Genomic DNA, 20039 nt, shown 5'->3' with positions numbered 1-20039 from the left:
CGATAAAGAGACTAGGGACAGAGGGATCATCTGAAATGCGCTTCTGGTTCATGTTGGCGGCGGCGTTAATTTTAGCCGGCTGCAGCAGCCATCGGGCACCGCCGCCGAATCCTCGGCTGGCTGACTCCATCACGGTGGTGGCGAATCTGAACGAGCAGTTGCGTAGCTGGCGTGGCGCGCCGTATCGCTACGGCGGCATGACGCCGCGCGGCGTTGACTGCTCCGGCTTCGTGGTGCGCACGTTTCGCGATAAATTTGCCCTCCAGCTGCCGCGTGAAACCCGCGAGCAGGCGGAAATCGGCACCCGTATCGATAAGCGCGATCTGCTGCCCGGCGATCTGGTGTTCTTCAAAACCGGCTCAGGGGAGAGCGGTTTGCACGTTGGCATCTACGATACCGACAACCAGTTTATCCATGCCTCCACCAGCCAGGGCGTCACCCGTTCCTCGCTGGATAACGTCTACTGGAACAAAAAGTTCTGGCAGGCGCGGCGTATCTGACGTCATTCAGAAGCAAGAGGGAAGCGAGCGCTTCCCTTTTTTATGCCGATAACCCTGCACTCCGCCCGTGTTAATCCGCTGTTCGAGGCACTACACTGAAGGAAGGAGGAACCATGACCCTTTCTTTTACCACCCACTGGCGGGATGAACTGCCGGATTTTTACACTTCCCTGTCACCGACGCCGCTGGATAACGCCCGACTCATCTGGCGCAACGCCCCACTGGCGCAACAGCTGGGGGTGCCCGACGCCCTGTTTGCGCCTGAAAGTGGGGCCGGCGTCTGGGGCGGCGAAGCGCTGCTTCCGGGCATGTCGCCGCTGGCGCAGGTTTACAGCGGCCATCAGTTTGGCGCCTGGGCCGGCCAGCTGGGCGACGGACGCGGGATCCTGCTCGGCGAGCAGCAGCTGGCGGATGGCCGCCGTTACGACTGGCATCTGAAAGGCGCTGGCCTGACCCCCTATTCGCGGATGGGGGACGGCCGCGCTGTGCTGCGCTCGACGATCCGGGAAAGTCTGGCGTCAGAGGCGATGCACGCGCTGGGGATCCCGACGACGCGCGCCCTGGCGATGGTGACCAGCGATACGCCGGTCTACCGCGAGCGCGTGGAGGCTGGCGCGATGTTGATGCGGGTGGCCGAGAGCCATGTCCGCTTCGGCCATTTCGAACACTTTTACTATCGCCGTGAGCCGCAAAAGGTCCAGCAATTGGCCGACTATGTCATTCGCCACCACTGGCCGCAGCTGCAGGATGAGGCAGACAAGTATCTGTTATGGTTCCGTGACGTTGTCACGCGTACCGCACAGACCATCGCCAGCTGGCAAACCGTGGGCTTTGCCCATGGGGTGATGAATACCGACAATATGTCAATTCTCGGTCTGACCATCGACTACGGCCCGTATGGCTTCCTTGACGATTTTCAGCCGGACTTCATCTGCAACCACTCGGATTACCAAGGGCGCTACAGTTTTGAAAACCAGCCGGCGGTAGGGCTGTGGAATCTGCAGCGTCTGGCCCAGTCGCTGTCGCCGTTTATCAGCGCCGAAGCGCTGAACGCGGCGCTGGATGATTATCAGCACGCCTTGCTGACCACTTATGGCCAGCGGATGCGCGATAAACTCGGCCTGTTCAGCCAGCAGAAAGGGGATAACGACCTGCTGGACGGGCTGTTTGCCCTGATGATCCGTGAGAAGAGTGACTATACCCGAACGTTCCGCCAGCTGAGCCACAGCGAACAGCTCAGCGCCGCCTCGCCGCTGCGCGACGAGTTTATCGATCGGGCGGCTTTCGACAGCTGGTTTGCCGAGTATCGTGCGCGCCTGCGTGATGAACAGGTGGATGACGCGCAGCGCCAGCAGCGGATGCAGGGCGTAAATCCGGCGCTGGTGTTACGCAACTGGCTGGCGCAGCGGGCGATAGAGCAGGCCGAGGCGGGCGATATGGGCGAGCTGGAGCGCCTGCATGCCGCGCTGGCTGACCCCTTTACCGATCGCGAGGACGACTACGTCCGCCGCCCACCGGACTGGGGGAAACGTCTGGAAGTCAGCTGCTCGAGCTAACTCGCCTCGCCCCGCGCTCAGCGGGGCGCTTACTTGGTCAGAATTAACTTCCCGGCATGGGTCTGGCGCAGCAGATAGCGCTGGCCGCCATGTTCGATGACTACCCGTCCTTCGCTACCTAACAGCACCCGACTGCTAATCTGCCTGTCCGTCGCCACGGGATAGGGGGCATTGTCTTTTGGTTTTTCAGCTGTGGCAGTGTTATCCATACGCGTCATAGCTCTCAAAATAAAAATCAAAGCAACAATGATAATCATTATCAATAATGTTGTTTTTGACGGCAAGCGTTATTTATCGTGTTACCGGATTTGGTAGGGGAGTCACCGAAGGAAATTGCCCGCCGCAGGCGCGACGGGCGGAGCGGTTACAGACGGGTAGCGGTGGCGGCGGCCAGCTCGCTCAATAACCTTTCGCTGTCATCCCAGCTCAGGCAGGGGTCGGTGATCGACTGGCCCCAGGTCAGCGGCTGGCCGGGGACCACTTTCTGGGTGCCTTCCTGCAGGAAGCTCTCTGCCATAATCCCGGCGATGGCGGTGGAGCCCGCGCGAATTTGCTGACAGATATCGGCGCACACCTCCAGCTGACGGCGGTGCTGCTTCTGGCAGTTGCCATGGCTGAAATCAACGACCAGCTGTTCCGGCAGATCGAATTCACGCAGCGCCTCGCCAGCGGCAGCGATATCCTCGGCATGATAGTTTGGCTGTTTGCCGCCGCGCATAATGATATGCCCGTACGGGTTGCCGCTGGTCTGGTAAATCGTCATCTGCCCCTGCTTGTCCGGGGAGAGGAACATATGGCTGGCGCGGGAGGCGCGGATGGCGTCCACCGCGATGCGCGTATTGCCGTCGGTGCCGTTTTTAAACCCGACCGGGCAGGAGAGCGCTGAGGCCATCTCACGGTGGATCTGGCTTTCGGTGGTGCGCGCCCCGATGGCACCCCAGCTGATGAGATCGGCGATAAACTGACCGGTCACCATATCGAGAAACTCGGTGGCCGTCGGTACCCCCAGCTCATTAACCTGCAGCAGCAGGCGCCGCGCCAGCTCGATCCCGTGGTTGACCCGGTAGCTGCCGTTGAGATCCGGATCGGAGATTAAGCCTTTCCAGCCCACCACGGTACGCGGTTTTTCAAAATAGGTGCGCATCACGATCTCCAGCTGCGGCTGGTAGCGCTCGCGCATGCCCTGCAGGCGGCGGGCATATTCCATCGCCGCGTCGGTATCGTGAATGGAGCAGGGGCCGATAATCACCAGCAGGCGGCGGTCTTCGCCGTTGAGGATTTTTTCAATTCGGCGGCGGGAGGCCGAGACGTGGGCGGCCACGTCGGCCGTGACGGGATGGCGCTGGGCCAGTTCCGCGGGCGTTACCAGGCTTTCAATGCGCGCGGTACGCAATTCGTCTGTTTTATTCATTGGGGTCTCAAAAATCTGTTTCTTCCGCGGCGAAAATGCCGGGAAGTGATGCGCATCACGATAAACCAATCCCTGCTTATTGCAAGAGCAGGGCATGATCCTGTATAGGCCACGGGTGATAGCATAAACAAATTTTTAATAATGTACTAGTGTGTTAGTACATTCTGCGATTCAGCCCCATGATGTCCATGATTTTTGTCGCAATTTCCTCAACAGAATAATTGGTACTGTTCAGGCACGGGATTTTATTTTTGCGATACAGGGCCTCCACTTCGGTCACTTCCATTCGACACTGACGCAGAGAGGCGTAGCGGCTGTTTTCCCGACGCTCTTCGCGGATCGCCGCCAGCCGTTCGGGGTTGATGGTCAGGCCGAACATCTTATGCTGCAGGGGTTTCAGCGACGCCGGCAGCACCAGATTGTCCATATCGTCGGCGATAAACGGATAGTTGGCGGCGCGAATTCCGTACTGCATGGCGAGGTACAGACTGGTGGGCGTCTTGCCGCAGCGCGACACGCCGAGAAGGATCACCTGGGCCTGATCGAGGTTACGCAAGGAGATGCCATCGTCGTGGGCGAGGGTGTAATCGATGGCGGCGATACGCGCATCGTATTTGATCAGGTTCCCGGGGTTCAGGCCGTGAGTACGGTGGGCCACTGGCGTCGGGTCGAGGTTGAGCTCCTGCTGCAGCGGGGCCACCAGCGCCTGCACGATGTCCTGACAAAAACCTTCGCTTTGCAGGATAATGTCGCGGATTTCCGGGATGACGATGGAATAGAACACCAGCGGACGAATGCCCGTTTGCTGATAGATGGCGTCGATCTGCTCCTTCACCGCCCGCGCGCGGCTGACGTTTTCGACAAACGGCAGAGTCACGCTGCTGATGGCGACCGGGAATTGCGACATCACGGCATGCCCCAGCACTTCTGCCGTAATGGCGGTACCGTCAGAAATATAAAATACGTGGCGATCTACAGCACTTTCCATTTTGACCATCCGGTATAATGAGTTTAATTGCCTGAATACGGATATTAAATTTAAGCATATCCCTGTTTGATTTGTCTCTTGTTAAAATTGAAACGCTATTTTTGTTTTTTATGAAAAGGGTGGTTCATTTTCTTTTTTTTGCCGTTATTTCCAGCGTTTTTCGTCATAATTCCTAAAAATCATTAAGTTAACTATATCGCGGGAACAGTCCGAAAATTGAAAAAATAATTTGCTTGAACGATTCACCGTTTTTTTCAGCACCATAAATATGTCAGGATAATCCTGCAGTCGATCGTGAAATTTTTTTCACTGGTATTAAATCACAAAAGGATTGTCTCGATGTCCAACAATGGCTCGTCACCGCTGGTGCTTTGGTATAACCAACTCGGCATGAATGATGTAGACAGAGTTGGGGGCAAAAATGCCTCCCTTGGTGAAATGATTACAAACCTGTCCGGTATGGGTGTCTCCGTGCCTAACGGGTTTGCCACCACCGCTGATGCTTTTGATCAGTTCCTGGACCAAAGCGGTGTTAACCAGCGCATTTATGCACTGCTGGATGAAACCGACATTGACGACGTTTCCGCATTAGCGAAAGCGGGCGCGCAGATCCGTCAGTGGATCATCGACACCCCTTTCCAGAGCGAACTGGAAAACGCGATTCGCGATGCTTATGACCTGCTGTCCGCCGATGACGCCGAGGCCTCATTTGCCGTGCGCTCTTCCGCCACTGCGGAAGATATGCCGGACGCCTCCTTCGCCGGGCAGCAAGAGACATTCCTCAACGTGCAGGGCTTTGACGCCGTGCTCGTTGCCGTGAAGCACGTGTTTGCCTCACTGTTTAACGATCGCGCGATCTCCTATCGCGTGCATCAGGGTTACGATCACCGCGGCGTGGCGCTTTCCGCCGGGGTACAGAGGATGGTCCGTTCCGATCTGGCCTCCTCCGGCGTCATGTTCTCTATTGATACCGAGTCCGGCTTCGACCAGGTGGTGTTTATCACCTCGGCGTGGGGCCTCGGCGAGATGGTGGTGCAGGGCGCGGTGAACCCGGACGAATTCTACGTCCACAAGCCGACGCTGGCCGCTGGCCGCCCGGCTATCGTGCGCCGCACCATGGGGTCGAAAAAGATCCGTATGGTTTACGCGCCGACCCAGGAGCACGGCAAGCAGGTGCGTATCGAAGATGTGCCGCAGGCGCAGCGCGATGTTTTCTCGTTAACCAACGAGGAAGTCGAAGAGCTGGCGAAGCAGGCGGTGCAGATCGAGAAGCACTACGGCCGTCCGATGGATATCGAGTGGGCGAAAGATGGCCACACCGGTAAGCTGTTTATCGTCCAGGCGCGTCCGGAAACTGTGCGTTCCCGCGGCCAGGTGATGGAGCGTTATACCCTGCACGCTCAGGGGCAGATTATCGCCGAAGGGCGCGCCATCGGCCACCGTATCGGCGCCGGCCCGGTGAAGGTGATCCACGATATCAGTGAGATGAACCGCATTGAGCCAGGCGACGTGCTGGTTACCGACATGACCGACCCGGACTGGGAACCGATCATGAAGAAAGCCTCGGCGATCGTCACCAACCGCGGCGGACGTACCTGCCACGCGGCGATTATCGCCCGTGAGCTGGGGATCCCGGCGGTGGTCGGCTGCGGCGATGCCACCGATCGCATTCAGGAAAACCAGAACGTGACCGTCTCCTGCGCCGAAGGCGACACCGGCTATGTTTACGCCGAGCTGCTGGACTTCAGCGTCAAGAGCTCCAGCGTCGGCGAGATGCCGGATCTGCCGCTGAAGGTGATGATGAACGTCGGCAACCCGGATCGTGCGTTCGACTTCGCCTGCCTGCCGAACGAAGGCGTGGGGCTGGCGCGGCTGGAATTTATCATCAACCGTATGATTGGCGTTCATCCGCGCGCGCTGCTGGAGTTTGACGACCAGGAGCCGGGCCTGCAGAACGAAATCCGCGAGCTGATGAAAGGCTACGATTCGCCGAGAGAGTTCTACGTCGGCCGTCTGACTGAAGGGATCGCTACCCTTGGCGCCGCCTTCTACCCGAAACGGGTGATCGTGCGTCTTTCGGACTTTAAATCTAACGAATACGCCAACCTGGTGGGCGGCGAGCGTTATGAGCCGGAAGAAGAGAACCCGATGCTCGGCTTCCGCGGCGCCGGACGCTACGTTTCCGAAAGCTTCCGCGATTGCTTCGCGCTGGAGTGTGAAGCGATGAAGCGCGTGCGTAACGACATGGGGCTGACCAACGTTGAAGTGATGGTGCCGTTTGTGCGTACCGTCGCCCAGGCGAAAGCGGTGGTCGAAGAGCTGGAGCGTCAGGGGCTGAAGCGCGGCGAGAACGGGCTGAAGATCATTATGATGTGTGAGATCCCATCGAACGCCTTGCTGGCCGAGCAGTTCCTCGAGTACTTCGACGGCTTCTCCATCGGTTCGAACGACATGACCCAGCTGGCGCTCGGTCTGGATCGCGACTCCGGCGTGGTCTCTGAGCTGTTTGATGAGCGCAACGACGCGGTGAAAGCCCTGCTGTCGATGGCGATCCGCGCAGCGAAAAAACAGGGCAAATACGTCGGCATCTGCGGCCAGGGGCCGTCTGACCATGAAGATTTTGCCGCCTGGCTGATGGAAGAAGGGATCGACAGTCTGTCCCTCAACCCGGATACTGTGGTGCAAACCTGGTTAGGTCTGGCGGAACTGAAAAAATAAGTTCGCCCTGACAGCACATCCCCGGCAGCGATGCCGGGGATTTTTTTTGCCTGTTGCAGGCTGTCCGCTGTGGCGATGCGCAGGACAAAAAAAAGCCCATCGTGGGAGATGGGCAAAGACTACACACAGCAATTCGTTGTTTCACTCAGGGGATTTCCATGCTTATAAATCAAGGTGTTGATTTATAACCGTGAGCTAATAGTAGGCAGCGGGGCCTTTGCCGTCGATCAGATTCCTCTCAATAGTTAAATTGTTGTGAAGGACCGGGGGAGGAAAGCGAGGGGAATGGCGCTCAGGGCCAGCGCGTTGCCGGCGATCAATAAATTTTGCTTAACAATAGGCGGGCAAGGAAACAGGCGGGTCTCCCCGCCTGCCAGGGCATTACTTGCGCCCAGCCTCCAGCTCGCTGAGTTCTGCGAGGACGACGTCAGGGTCTTTCGGCGGCGGCGGCACTTCGTGTACCCAGGCGTCATACAGACGCCAGGAGACGGCCAGCAGCACCGGGCCGATAAACAACCCGATCATGCCGAAGGCGATCAGTCCGCCAATGACGCCGGTGAGGATAAGGATCATCGGCAGATCGGCGCCCATACGGATAAGCACCGGACGGATCACGTTGTCCATGGTGCCGACCACGCAGCTCCACACCAGCAGCACGGTGCCCCAGGTGGTGTCCCCGCTCCAGTAAAGCCAGATAATCGAGGGCACCAGAACCAGCAAAGGCCCGAGCTGGACCAGACAGGTAAAGATCATCACCACGGTCAGCAGGGCGGCGTAGGGCACGCCGGAGATGGCAAGACCAATCCCGCCCAGCACCGCCTGAGTGAGGGCCGTCACCACCACGCCCAGCGCCACGGCGCGTACGGCCTGGCCGGCCAGCAGCACCGCGGCATCGCCGCGTTTGGCCGCGAGGCGTGTAGCGAAATAGCGGAAACCGTAGGCCACCTGCTCGCCGCGCCAGTAGAGCAGCGCGCTGAACAACAGCATCAGACCGCAGTAGACCAGCAGCTTGCCGATGTGCGCCGCCTGACCGACGAACCAGCTGGTGGTGGTGCCAATATACGGGCGAACCTTGGCCATAATCGCTGAGCCGCCCATATCCAGCAGGCCGTGCCAGGCGGAGTACAGCTTATCGCCGACCAGCGGCACGCTGTTCAGCCAGGCGAAATCCGGCAGCGTCACATTTCCACTGCTGATAAGTTTGATCAGCGGGACGCTGTTATCCACCAGGCTGTTGACCAGCAGAGCGATAGGAATAACGAATAGCAAAAACAGCAGCAGGGTCATCGCCAGCACCGCCAGCATCCGTTTGCCGAACAGCACGCGCTGCAGACGCAGCAGCACCGGCCAGGTGGCGATCACCACCGTACCGGCCCAGGCGAAGGACAGAATAAACGGCTGCACAACCCACAGGCAGGATATGATAATCAGGGCCAGGAACAGCACCGACAGCAGTATTTGCGGAATGTCCCGAGGCTGATGGGGGTTTATCATAGAGAAATTTTACCTTTCCAGTCGCGCCAAAAAGCTGGCGCCGCGTAAATCCATGTACTGATAATAATATCAATAATATTGCCGGGCTGATTTTGCACAGAAAACACGTGGGCGCATATGAAAAAAATGTGATAAAAAGTTGAATGCGCTACGCAAACGTTTAGTTAGCACCAACACAATATTTTCAAACACAACATAGTCAGGCAGGGTCAAGTGTGATGATCCCACAAATTTCTCAGGCACCAGGGGTAGTTCAGCTGGTGCTGAATTTTTTGCAGGTACTGGAGCAACAGGGTTTTACCGGCGATACCGCCACCAGCTATGCCGACAGGCTGACGATGGCCACCGACAACAGCGTCTATCAGCTGCTGCCGGATGCGGTGCTTTTTCCGCGTTCTACGGCGGACGTGGCCTTGCTGGCGCGCGTCGCCGCCGAACCGCGCTTTACATCGCTGGTCTTCACGCCGCGCGGCGGTGGCACCGGCACCAACGGCCAGGCGCTGAACGGCGGGATTATTGTCGATATGTCCCGCTATATGAATCGCATCATTGAGATTAACCCCGAAGAGGGCTGGGTGCGCGTTGAAGCCGGGGTCATCAAAGATCAGCTGAACCAGTTTCTTAAACCCTATGGTTACTTCTTTGCACCTGAGCTTTCCACCAGCAACCGCGCCACGCTGGGCGGGATGATAAACACCGACGCGTCCGGACAGGGATCGCTGGTGTACGGTAAAACGTCGGATCACGTGCTCGGTCTGCGAGCGGTGCTGATGGGCGGCGATATCCTCGATACCCAGGCGGTGCCGGTGGCGCTGGCGGAGACGCTGGGCAACACCCCATCGACGATTGGCCGGATCTATAACACGGTCTACCAGCGCTGCAAGACGCAGCGTGAACTGATCATTGATAAGTTTCCTAAACTTAACCGCTTCCTCACCGGGTACGATCTGCGTCATGTCTTTAACGATGAGATGAGCGAGTTCGATCTGACCCGTATTTTAACCGGTTCGGAAGGCACGCTGGCGTTTATTACCGAAGCGCGGCTGGATATCACCCGCCTGCCGAAGGTGCGCCGCCTGGTCAACGTCAAATATGACTCCTTTGACTCTGCGCTGCGTAACGCGCCCTTTATGGTGCAGGCGAAAGCGCTGTCGGTGGAGACTGTCGACTCCAAGGTTCTGAATCTGGCGCGCGAGGATATCGTCTGGCACTCGGTAAGCGAACTGATCACCGACGTGCCGGATAAAGAGATGCTCGGGCTCAATATCGTCGAGTTTGCCGGGGATGACGCTACGCTGATTGACCAGCAGGTCACCGCCCTGTGCCAGCGGCTGGATGAGCTGATGGCCGGCAGCGAGGCGGGCGTCATCGGCTGGCAGGTCTGTCACGATCTCGATGGCGTAGAGCGTATCTACGCCATGCGCAAGAAGGCCGTCGGCCTGTTGGGCAATGCCAAAGGCGCCGCCAAGCCTATTCCTTTCGCTGAAGACACTTGCGTACCGCCTGAGCATCTGGCGGATTACATCGTCGAGTTCCGCGCGCTGCTCGACAGCCACGGGCTGAGCTACGGCATGTTTGGCCACGTTGATGCCGGGGTGCTGCACGTGCGTCCGGCGCTGGACATGTGCGATCCGCAGCAGGAGGTGCTGATGAAGCAGATCTCTGACGACGTGGTGGCGCTGACGGCGAAGTATGGCGGCCTGCTGTGGGGCGAACACGGCAAAGGCTTCCGCGCGGAGTACAGTCCGGCCTTCTTTGGCGAGACGCTGTATGCCGAGCTGCGGAAGATCAAAGCGGTCTTCGATCCCGATAACCGCCTGAACCCAGGGAAAATCTGTCCTCCGGAAGGCGTCGATGCGCCGATGATGAAAGTCGATGCGGTGAAGCGCGGCACCTGGGATCGGCAGATCCCCATCGCGGTGCGCAGCAGCTGGCGCGGGGCGATGGAGTGTAATGGTAACGGGTTGTGCTTCAACTTTGACGTCAAGAGCCCGATGTGTCCGTCGATGAAAGTCAGCAACCAGCGCATCCACTCGCCGAAAGGGCGCGCGACGCTGGTGCGTGAATGGCTGCGCCTGCTGGCCGACCGCGGCGTCGATCCCAACCAGCTGGAGAAGGCGCTGCCGGAGCAGGGCGTCAGCCTGCGTTCGCTGGTGGCGCGCACGCGGAACAGCTGGCATGCGCGTAAAGGGGAATATGACTTCTCGCACGAGGTCAAAGAGGCGATGTCCGGCTGTCTGGCCTGTAAAGCCTGTTCGACCCAGTGCCCGATTAAAATCGATGTGCCTGAGTTCCGTTCGCGCTTCCTGCAGCTGTACCACAGCCGCTATCTGCGCCCGGTACGCGATCATCTGGTGGCGTCGGTCGAATCCTATGCGCCGCTGATGGCGCAGGCGCCGAAGACCTTTAACTTTTTTATTAACCAGCCGTGGCTGAAAAAGCTGTCGGAGAAGCACATTGGGATGGTCGATCTGCCGCTGCTCTCGGCGCCGTCGCTGAAGCAGCAGATGGCCGGCCACCGCTCCGCCAACATGACGCTTGAGCAGCTCGAAACGCTGAGCGACGAGCAGAAAGCGAAGAGGGTGCTGGTGGTACAGGATCCCTTCACCAGCTACTACGACGCCCAGGTGGTGGCCGACTTTATTCGCCTCGTCGAAGCGTTAGGCTATCAGCCGGTGCTGCTGCCGTTCTCTCCAAACGGCAAGGCGCAGCATATTAAAGGATTCCTCACCCGCTTCGCGCGCACCGCGCAGAAGACGGCGGACTTCCTCAATCGCGTGGCGCAGCTTGGCATGCCGCTGGTCGGCGTCGATCCGGCGTTGGTGCTCTGCTACCGCGATGAATATAAGCAAACACTCGGCGATAAGCGCGGCGATTTCCAGGTGCTGTTAGTCCATGAGTGGTTGCCGAAGGCGCTGACGACCGCCGCCCGTCCCGATCAGGGAGGCGAGCCCTGGTACCTGTTCGGTCACTGTACGGAAGTGACCGCGCTGCCGGCGGCGACAAAGCAATGGGCAGATATTTTTGCCCACTTTGGCGCGAAGCTGGAAAACGTCAGCGTCGGGTGTTGCGGGATGGCAGGGACCTATGGTCATGAAGTGAAAAACCATGCCAACTCGCTGGCCATTTACGCGCTCTCCTGGCAGCAGGCGATGCAGCGGCTGCCGCGTAACCGCTGTCTGGTGACGGGCTACTCCTGCCGCAGTCAGGTGAAGCGCATTGAAGGCAGCGGCGTTCGCCACCCGCTGCAGGCGTTACTGGAGATAATAGGATGATTTGGAAACGTCAGGCCACGCTGGAGCAGCTTAACCGGCTCGGTGAGGGAAATATGGTAGGGCTGCTCGATATTCGCTTTGAGACCTTTACCGACGATACGCTGGAGGCCACGATGCCGGTGGATGGCCGTACGCAGCAGCCGTTTGGCCTGCTGCACGGTGGGGCGTCGGTGGTGCTGGCGGAGACCCTGGGGTCGGTAGCGGGTTATCTGTGCAGCGAAGGCGAACAGAAGGTGGTGGGCCTGGAGGTTAACGCCAACCACATTCGTTCGGCGCGCGGGGGCCGGGTGCGGGGTGTCTGTAAAGCGTTGCACGTCGGTACTCGCCATCAGGTCTGGCAAATCGAAATCTTCGACGAACAGTCGCGATTGTGCTGTTCATCGCGGCTAACCACCGCAGTAATATAAGCAGTGACCGGGAGGCGAATAGCCTCCCTTTTTTCAGGGTAATAAGCGGAAACAGGTTTGTCAGAACCAGAGATTTTGTCACAAGGACCACCCTGCAGCGGCAAGGAATTATCTAATAAATATATTATTGCCGATCCACTCTCGTTATATATGCTACTCTTTTCAATACTAAATGCTTAAAGGTAACAAGAGGACGGTTAACCATGGGTATTCTTTCCTGGATCATTTTTGGACTTATTGCCGGTATTTTAGCCAAGTGGATTATGCCGGGGAAAGACGGCGGCGGGTTTATTGTCACCGTTATTCTGGGGATCATCGGCGCCGTGGTCGGCGGCTGGATCAGTACCCTCTTTGGTTTTGGCAAGGTCGACGGGTTTAATTTCGGCAGCTTCGTGGTCGCGGTTATCGGTGCGCTGGTCGTGCTGTTTATCTACCGGAAAGTGCGCAGCTAATTCTCTGCCATTCTGTTTCATTCAAGTTAACAAAGCTGCCGCGATAAGCGGCAGCTTTTTTTATTGCAGGCCCCAGATCAGGCGACCCGCGCAAGGGCTATTGCCCGTCGGCATCCCCGGTAACGGGCACCACCTCAACATGAACTTCGTAGTGCTTCGCCGGGCTGGCCGGGATCAGCGCGGTCAGTTTGTTAATGGTTTCTGCCGGCGTATCGGTCGCTACCGTGGCCGAAAAGAGCACCGGTCTGTGCGGCGGAAGCTGCGGCGGGAACGGCGGCAGGGGGCCACGGCCCATCTCCAGCGGGGGGCGGGCTCCGTTATCAACGGCGGGTGCCGGGCCGTCGGTTTTATCGGCCGCAAAGGCGCTGGCGGCGGCAACCGCGGCGATAGCGAACAGGGCAGTCAAAGCTTTTTTCATCTGGTATTCCTCGATTAGCAAGTACCAAAAGAGTAGAGGGCGGCGGCAGGCGGGACAATCCCATGCGACGCGAATCCTCTGAATCTCCTTTTTTCTTCGCGAATGTGAAGGTCAGATGAGAGCTTGTGTCATTGGGGAAGCATTTTAGTTCAGCAGTACGCTCATAATCAGCAGCACAGCCATGCACATCGACATAATACTGATATCAACAATCATTCTTTACGACAAAAGCTCCAGCAAACGGGTACGGCACGGCGGCGACGTCAAAGCACGTATTATAGTGGTTAAAGATTGTACCCTGGCATACATTCACTGGACAAATGATTATTCGCCAGACGTTGCCTGAGTTGCCCGCGCCTGACCATAGCGCCATAACCACGACCTGTTCCACACCTTGCAACCAGCGCTCAGCGGAGCAACATGAGGATGGCTCATGTTGCAATGAATTTAAGTCGCTTTCCCTCCACCGCCGACTCTGGCAAAAATAGACTCATTAACGAATCAACAACATTTACCGGTTGAAGCGCGCCAGGCCTGACCCCGCGTTGCTTGTGGAATGGCAATCTGCTCATTCAGCTTCATACCCAACACCAGAATGGACAATCGCCATGACTAACGAATTTACCTATACGATTAAGCGCAGTCGTTTTGATGAAAACTATAACCCCGCGGAAAATACGCGTATTACCACCAACTTTGCCAATTTAGCCAGAGGGGAGAACCGTCAGGAAAATCTGCGCAATACGTTAATCATGATGAATAACCGGTTTAATACCCTGGCGCACTGGGATAATCCTCATAACGATCGCTATGCGGTGGAACTGGATATTATTTCTGTCGAGATGAATATTGCTCAGGATGGCGCCAGCTTCCCGGTGATAGAGATCCTGCAAACGCATATTGTCGATAAAAAGAGCGGTGAGCGTCATGCCGGTATCGCCGGTAATAACTTCTCTTCCTATGTGCGGGATTATGATTTTAGCGTGCTGCTGCTGGAGCATAATAAAAATCGGGGTAGCTTTAGCGTGCCCGATAACTTTGGCGAGCTGCATGGCAATATCTTTAAGGATTTCGTGCAATCCAGCGCCTATAAGGCCAGCTTCAGCAAGGCGCCGGTGATTTGTCTGAGCGTCTCCAGTAAAGATGTTTACCGGCGTACCGGCAATGAACATCCGGTCCTCGGCATTGAATATGCTCAGGATGGCGTGTCGCTGACGGAGCGCTATTTCAGCAAAATGGGCCTGCAGGTGCGCTATTTTATGCCGAAGCACAGCGTCGCGCCGTTAGCCTTTTATTTTACCGGCGATCTGCTCAGCGATTACACCAGCCTGGAGCTGATCGCGACCATCAGTACGATGGAGACGTTTCAGAAAATATACCGCCCGGAGATCTACAATGCCAATTCCGCGGCGGGGCAATACTATCAGCCCAATCTCAGTCACCTGGATCATTCATTAACAAAAATTGTTTATGACCGGGAAGAGCGCAGCCTGTTGGCGATAGAGCAGGGTAAGTTTACACAACAACATTTTATCAACCCGCACAAGACGTTGCTTGAGCAATGGTCTGCTAACTTCGCGCTTTGCTAAACCAAAATAAAAGGCTACTTATTATGAAAACATGGCTTCCGACATCGACCGCCGGCAGTTTACCGAAACCGTCCTGGCTGGCGCAGCCAGAGACCCTGTGGTCGCCCTGGAAACTGTCCAGCGACGAATTACTGGCCGGCAAGCGCGACGCCCTGCGTTTGTCCCTCGACGACCAGCTGCGTGCCGGGATCGATATTGTCAGCGACGGAGAGCAAACGCGGCAGCACTTTGTCACCACCTTTATTGAGCACCTCAGCGGCGTTGATTTTGCCAAACGTGAGATCGTGAAAATTCGTAACCGCTATGAGGCCAGTGTTCCAACCGTGGTGGGCGCCGTGGAGCGCCAGAAACCGGTCTTCGTGGAGGACGCGCGCTATCTGCGTCAGCTCACCAGTCAGCCGATCAAATGGGCGCTGCCGGGCCCAATGACGATGATCGACACGCTGTATGACAACCACTATAAAAGCCGGGAAAAGCTGGCCTGGGAGTTTGCCAAAATCCTCAATCAGGAAGCGAGAGAGTTAGAGGCCGCCGGGGTCGATATTATTCAGTTCGATGAGCCGGCCTTCAACGTCTTCTTTGATGAAGTCAACGACTGGGGGATCGCCGCCTTAGAAAGAGCGACCGAAGGGCTGAAGTGTGAAACGGCGGTCCATATCTGCTACGGCTATGGCATCAAGGCCAATACCGACTGGAAAAAAACGCTGGGCTCCGAGTGGCGCCAGTATGAAGAGGCCTTCCCTCAGCTGCAGAAATCCTCCCTCGATATTATCTCTCTCGAGTGCCACAACTCGCGGGTGCCGATGGATCTGCTGGAACTGATCCGCGGTAAAAAGGTGATGGTCGGGGCGATCGATGTCGCCAGTCATGCTATCGAAACGCCAGAAGAGGTGGCTGGAACCCTGCGCAAGGCCCTGGCGTTCGTCGATGCCGACAAACTCTATCCGTCCACCAACTGCGGTATGGCGCCGCTGCCGCGCCATGTCGCGACCGGCAAACTGCATGCCCTGAGCGCCGGCGCTGAGATCGTTCGCCGCGAGCTGGCGGCAAAGTAAGGCGGGGCGCGTTCCCGTTATCTTCCCCTGGCGGTGTCACTCATCGCCGGTTCACCTCCTGAGCGGGCTGTTGCCCGCTCAGCGTCATGTTGCCGCCAGCGGGCGGCAGATCGCCCGCAGGGCGACGGCACTGCACAGTGGAAACAGCGCCAGCAGGAGCCAGGGATAAACCGCCTGCGACGAGGGGGTGAGCGCCTGGTCAAGCAAATGACCGAGCAGCAAATTCCCGGCTAACACCGCGCAACCCCCCGCGGTGGCGAGCGCCCCGTAGTGGGCGCCCAGCGTCGACTCCTCGGCGAACAGCGGGATGAGATCCTTGGCTGAGGGCACCAGTAGCATCTGGCCGAGGGTGAGCAGCGTGACAAAGCAGGCCGACGGCAATAATCGCAGCCAGCCTTCGGCGGGCGGGGTAGCGGCGAATAACGCCACGCTGGCAAAAGATGCCGACAGCAGCAGAAAGCCCACTGGCAGGATGCGCACGGCGCCAATTCGTCGGGCGAAGCGGGCGAGAGGGAGCTGCAGGGTGATAATCAACAGCGAGGCCAGCATAAAGAGCGGCGCCAGATCCTGCTCACGACCGCCGGAACGTTGGATCTCCACCGGCAGGGCGAGATACAGCTGGTTGTAGCTCAACAGCCATGAGCTGTAGGCGAGAATAAACGCGACAAAGCGCGGCTGGCGCAAAGGCGTCCACCATGGGACTCGTCTGCGCGTTGTTGTCGTGTGCCCGTCGGCGGGCAGACAGAAAAAGAGCACCAGCAGCGCCAGGAGAAATATTCCCGCGCCGGCGAGGGCGATATGCCGAAAACCGATCCCGCTCATCAGCCCACCCGCTACGGGTCCGATAACCGCCCCCAGCTCACCGCACACCGCAAACAGCGCAAACCACTCGGCGCGGCTGCGTTTCCCGTTGGCCTGGCTGTGGGTACCGGTCCGCGCCAGCAGAGCCTCGATCGACGGGGAAAACAGAGCGCCGCCGACGCCGGTCAGGCAGGCGCCGAGGATAATGGGCCACAGCGACGTAGCGCACGCCAGCAGCAGATAACCGGCGACGCGAACGATGCAGCCGGCGAGGATGATGGCCTTAGCGCCATAGCGGTCGGCCAGCGTCCCGCCGATGATAAACATGCCCTGCTGAGAGAAGGTGCGCAGCCCGAGGATCAGGCCGATAAGTCCCCCCGAGAGCAGCATGTCGTCGCGCAGGAAGAGGGCGAGGAAAGGAACGACCGCGTAAAAGCCAATATTAAAAACGAACTGGCTTCCCAGTAACACGGGAGGCCAGAGGGTTGCCGCAGGGCGCAGGGAGAAGAGAGGCATATCCGCCCAACCTAAACGATGAAATGAATGTGTTTTTTACCGTGGTAAGGGGAGATCTCGATTTTGGTTTTCACCCGGAAAACGTCCCACAGCAGCGCTTCGGACAAAATCTCCTCCGACGTCCCGCTGGCGAGGATCTGCCCCTGCTGCATCACGATCAGCGAATCGCAGAACATCGCGGCATGGTTAAGATCGTGAATGGCCACAATGCTGGTCACCGGCAGCTCGCTGATCAACTGCATTAACTGCATCTGATGGTGTATATCCAGATGGTTGGTGGGCTCATCCAGCAGAATTTCGCTCGGGCTCTGCGCCAGCGCGCGGGCGATATGCACCCGCTGCCGCTCGCCGCCGGAGAGGCTTAACCATCCCTGTTCGCTTTTCTCCAGCATCGCTACCCGCTGCAGCGCGGCGGTGATCGCCTCGTCATCCTGAGCGCTCCAGTTTGAGAACGGAGAGTGGTGGGGAATGCGCCCCAGGCGTACGACGTCGCGCACCCGCATATTGGCCTCGGTCATGCCGTGTTGCTCGACGAAAGCCACGCGGCGGGCGAGCTGCTTTTTCGCCATCCGGGTAATGTCCTGGCCGTCGAGGGTGACGCGACCCACATCCGGGCGGCGCAGGCCCGCCAGAACGCGCAGCAGCGAGGATTTGCCGCAGCCGTTGGGCCCCAGCAGTCCGACCGTTTCGCCGCGCGACACCCGCAGCGAGACATTATTGACGATGACCTTTTTGCCTGCCTTCCAGGTGATATTTTCAGCGCAAATACTCATCACTTATTCCTTGAGCGGTAGATAATCACGGCAAAGAAAGGCACCCCAACCAGGGCGGTTACCACCCCAACGGGCAGACTCTGCGGGGCAATCAGCAGGCGCGACGCAATGTCCGCCAGCACCATCAATATCGCCCCTGCCAGCGCGCTGGCGATCAGCAACGTCCGGTGTAGCGGGCCAAAGAAGAAACGCATCACGTGCGGCACCACCAGGCCGACAAAGCCGATCGAGCCGGCCATACTGACGATGGTGGCGGTGATCAGCGCCGCGGTGGTGAAGAGGATCAGGCGTACCTTTGGCACGGCAATCCCCAGCGAGGCGGCGGCATCATCGCCGAAGGTGAATGCATCCAGCGCCCGGGCATACCACAGGCAGACCGCCAGGCCCGCGAGCACCACCACGATGACCAGCTGGAATTCGGGCCAGCGGACGCCGCTGAAGCTGCCCAGCAGCCAGAACATCACATCGCGCGCCTGCTGCGCGCTGGCGGAGGTGCTGATGGTGTAAGCCGTGATGGCGTTAAATAACTGCGACGCGGCAACGCCCGCCAGAATCGTACGCTCATTGCCGCCGCGCGCGCCGTTAGTCAGCAAGGCGACAAAGGCGAAGGCAGCGAAGGCCCCGGCAAAGGCGCCTGCCGAGAGGGAAATCGCGCCAGCGCCAAGGCCCAACACCACGATCGACACCGCGCCGGTGGAGGCCCCGGCGGAGACGCCGAGGACGTAGGGTTCCGCGAGGGCATTTTTCAGCAGGCTTTGCAGCACGACGCCGCAGATAGCGAGGCCTGCGCCGCAGCAGGCGGCGACCAGCGCGCGGCTGAGGCGGAAATCCCAGATCACGCTCTCATAGATACGGTTGAGAGGCTCAGCGGTTAAGCCGGTTCTGTTGCTGATAGCGTAAAAGACATTCTGCAGCGGGATGGCCAGCTCGCCGACGCTGACGCCCACCGCTATCACCAGCGCCAGCACGATCATGGCCAGTAAACACCAGCCGGTGAGCAGCATGCTGCGGCGCGTCTGAAGCACGGCGATGCTCATCAATTCAGCCCCATTTTTCTCAGCTGTTCGCCCACCTGTTCCGCGCCATAAAGCGTGCGAATGGTCGGATTCATCGCCTGACCGTCCATGACCACGATATGGCCTTTTTTCACGGCCTCCAGCTGGCTGACGGCGGGATCGCTTTTGAGGAATTTGATCTTCTCCTCGGCCTTATCCAGCGCCCAGCGGTTACGATCCAGGCTGGAGACCACGATCACATCCGGGTTGGCGGCAATAATGCTCTCCCAGCTCACCGTGGGCCACTCGGTTTCGGAGGTAATCGCATTATGTCCGCCCAGCACGCTGGCGATAAATCCGGAGGCGCTGTTTTTGCCGCCAACATAGGCATCGGCCGAAGGTGAGGCGCTGGAGAACCAGAAGACGAAGGAGAGATCCTTTTTGCTTTTACCAAACTCCTGGCGCAGGTCGGCTTCACGTTTTTTGAAATCGGCAATCAGTGCCTGACCACGATCTTCGACGTTGAAAATGCGAGCAAAATCGCTAATTTCCTGATACAGCCAGGTCATATCCCACAGCTTTTGCCGGCTGCCATACATATCGCCGGTGGCCTTTTTGGTAGCGCACATCCCCGGTGAGACGTAGCTGTTTACGCCGACGGTAGCGAGATCTTCACGCTTAGCGACTTTGCTTTCCGGCCCCAGCAGCAGCGGCAACTGGGCGGGAACGAAATCGGGATTTTGCGCCAGCACGGATTCCAGGCTCGGAATTTCCACCGTCAGGGTTTTTATCTTCGCGTTTTGCTCAGCCAGCTGCGGTAAAACGCTGGTCGGCCAGAAGGCGCTGGCGACCACCTGCTTTTGCAGCCCGAGCAGCAGCAGAATTTCGACCGTATTTTGCCCCAGCGCGACCACGCGCTCCGGCGGCCGAGTGAAGGTCTCCTGATAGCCACAGTTTTCAATCGTCAGGGGGTAGGTTGTTGCCAGCGCGGAACTGACGGCGGTGAACATCAAGCCTAACGCGCAGAGGACCTTCTTCATTAAACGCTATCCTTGTAAACAGGCGAGTGGATGACCAGCAAATGGGAGTAA

18 protein-coding genes and 1 other RNA gene are annotated in these 20039 nt (G+C 58.3%); 8 read left to right on the top strand and 11 right to left on the bottom strand.

What is annotated here, in order from left to right; translation table 11 throughout:
- Positions 1-35: 35 nt before the first annotated feature.
- On the top strand, positions 36-500 hold the full coding sequence (locus CWM54_RS07845; RefSeq protein ID WP_002909082.1) for an NlpC/P60 family protein: 465 nt from the start codon (positions 36-38) through the stop codon (positions 498-500).
- A 113-nt stretch (positions 501-613) separates the two neighbouring features.
- Positions 614-2056 (top strand): protein adenylyltransferase SelO, encoded by a 1443-nt coding sequence (gene selO / locus CWM54_RS07840; RefSeq protein WP_100680526.1) that lies wholly within the window; start codon positions 614-616, stop codon positions 2054-2056.
- A gap of 29 nt (positions 2057-2085) precedes the next feature.
- Here selO and hemP read toward each other — a convergent pair whose 3' ends face one another.
- From hemP to CWM54_RS28460, 4 genes are all read right to left on the bottom strand, one after another.
- Positions 2086-2265: a hemin uptake protein HemP gene (gene hemP, locus CWM54_RS07835; protein ID WP_023290103.1), complete on the bottom strand. Its 180-nt coding sequence runs from the start codon at positions 2263-2265 to the stop codon at positions 2086-2088.
- A 155-nt stretch (positions 2266-2420) separates the two neighbouring features.
- On the bottom strand, positions 2421-3467 hold the full coding sequence (aroH, locus tag CWM54_RS07830; RefSeq protein ID WP_061156355.1) for a 3-deoxy-7-phosphoheptulonate synthase AroH: 1047 nt from the start codon (positions 3465-3467) through the stop codon (positions 2421-2423).
- Positions 3468-3621: 154 nt separating this feature from the next.
- Entirely contained in the window at positions 3622-4455 is an 834-nt protein-coding gene (locus CWM54_RS07825) for a pyruvate, water dikinase regulatory protein (protein ID WP_044612763.1), read from the bottom strand.
- A 144-nt stretch (positions 4456-4599) separates the two neighbouring features.
- Entirely contained in the window at positions 4600-4719 is a 120-nt protein-coding gene (locus CWM54_RS28460; protein WP_077274676.1) for a hypothetical protein, read from the bottom strand.
- 75 nt (positions 4720-4794) lie between these two features.
- Here CWM54_RS28460 and ppsA point away from each other — a divergent pair, with 75 nt between their 5' ends.
- The gene (gene ppsA / locus CWM54_RS07820; RefSeq protein ID WP_008804447.1) at positions 4795-7173 is read left to right on the top strand and encodes a phosphoenolpyruvate synthase; all 2379 of its coding nucleotides are present in this window, start codon (positions 4795-4797) and stop codon (positions 7171-7173) included.
- Between the two features lie 84 nt (positions 7174-7257).
- Here the strand turns inward: ppsA and rprA are convergent.
- Positions 7258-7365, bottom strand: an RNA gene (gene rprA / locus CWM54_RS07815) — antisense sRNA RprA.
- 189 nt (positions 7366-7554) lie between these two features.
- Positions 7555-8667: an AI-2E family transporter YdiK gene (gene ydiK / locus CWM54_RS07810; RefSeq protein WP_100696683.1), complete on the bottom strand. Its 1113-nt coding sequence runs from the start codon at positions 8665-8667 to the stop codon at positions 7555-7557.
- Positions 8668-8885: 218 nt separating this feature from the next.
- Between ydiK and CWM54_RS07805 the strand changes: the two genes are divergently transcribed.
- The 3 genes from CWM54_RS07805 (at position 8886) to CWM54_RS07795 (ending at position 12801) form a co-directional block, all read left to right on the top strand.
- Positions 8886-11942 (top strand): FAD-binding and (Fe-S)-binding domain-containing protein, encoded by a 3057-nt coding sequence (locus CWM54_RS07805; protein ID WP_100696681.1) that lies wholly within the window; start codon positions 8886-8888, stop codon positions 11940-11942.
- Positions 11939-12349: a 1,4-dihydroxy-2-naphthoyl-CoA hydrolase gene (gene menI / locus CWM54_RS07800; protein ID WP_023290099.1), complete on the top strand. Its 411-nt coding sequence runs from the start codon at positions 11939-11941 to the stop codon at positions 12347-12349. The genes CWM54_RS07805 and menI overlap by 4 nt, the downstream gene beginning before the upstream one ends.
- 203 nt (positions 12350-12552) lie before the next feature.
- Positions 12553-12801 (top strand): GlsB/YeaQ/YmgE family stress response membrane protein, encoded by a 249-nt coding sequence (locus tag CWM54_RS07795; protein WP_002909014.1) that lies wholly within the window; start codon positions 12553-12555, stop codon positions 12799-12801.
- Positions 12802-12898: 97 nt separating this feature from the next.
- On the opposite strand, the gene CWM54_RS07790 is transcribed toward CWM54_RS07795, so the two are convergent.
- Positions 12899-13219 (bottom strand): hypothetical protein, encoded by a 321-nt coding sequence (locus tag CWM54_RS07790; RefSeq protein WP_061154234.1) that lies wholly within the window; start codon positions 13217-13219, stop codon positions 12899-12901.
- 608 nt (positions 13220-13827) lie between these two features.
- On the opposite strand from CWM54_RS07790, the gene CWM54_RS07780 reads away from it, so the two are divergent.
- Complete coding sequence (locus tag CWM54_RS07780) at positions 13828-14808, top strand: DUF1852 domain-containing protein (RefSeq protein WP_061154235.1); 981 nt, start codon at positions 13828-13830, stop codon at positions 14806-14808.
- A gap of 23 nt (positions 14809-14831) precedes the next feature.
- A complete protein-coding gene (locus CWM54_RS07775) occupies positions 14832-15863 on the top strand; it encodes a methionine synthase (RefSeq protein ID WP_100696679.1) in 1032 nt (343 codons plus the stop codon).
- Between the two features lie 84 nt (positions 15864-15947).
- Here CWM54_RS07775 and CWM54_RS07770 read toward each other — a convergent pair whose 3' ends face one another.
- Genes CWM54_RS07770 through CWM54_RS07755 form a run of 4 tightly spaced genes read right to left on the bottom strand, consistent with a single transcriptional unit; the run spans position 15948 to position 19988 of the window.
- Entirely contained in the window at positions 15948-17135 is a 1188-nt protein-coding gene (locus tag CWM54_RS07770) for an MDR family MFS transporter (RefSeq protein WP_165785914.1), read from the bottom strand.
- 56 nt (positions 17136-17191) lie between these two features.
- On the bottom strand, positions 17192-17953 hold the full coding sequence (locus CWM54_RS07765) for an ABC transporter ATP-binding protein (protein ID WP_100696675.1): 762 nt from the start codon (positions 17951-17953) through the stop codon (positions 17192-17194).
- Entirely contained in the window at positions 17953-18990 is a 1038-nt protein-coding gene (locus tag CWM54_RS07760) for a FecCD family ABC transporter permease (RefSeq protein ID WP_100696673.1), read from the bottom strand. The genes CWM54_RS07765 and CWM54_RS07760 overlap by 1 nt, the downstream gene beginning before the upstream one ends.
- Positions 18990-19988, bottom strand: a complete 999-nt coding sequence (locus CWM54_RS07755) for an ABC transporter substrate-binding protein (protein WP_012967850.1) — start codon at positions 19986-19988, stop codon at positions 18990-18992. The genes CWM54_RS07760 and CWM54_RS07755 overlap by 1 nt, the downstream gene beginning before the upstream one ends.
- Positions 19989-20039 lie beyond the last annotated feature (51 nt).

It is taken from the genome of Klebsiella sp. D-Nf1, assembly GCF_002810515.1.
In the GTDB taxonomy this organism is placed as follows: domain Bacteria; phylum Pseudomonadota; class Gammaproteobacteria; order Enterobacterales; family Enterobacteriaceae; genus Klebsiella; species Klebsiella variicola.
This window is presented reverse-complemented; position numbering and strand designations above follow the sequence as displayed.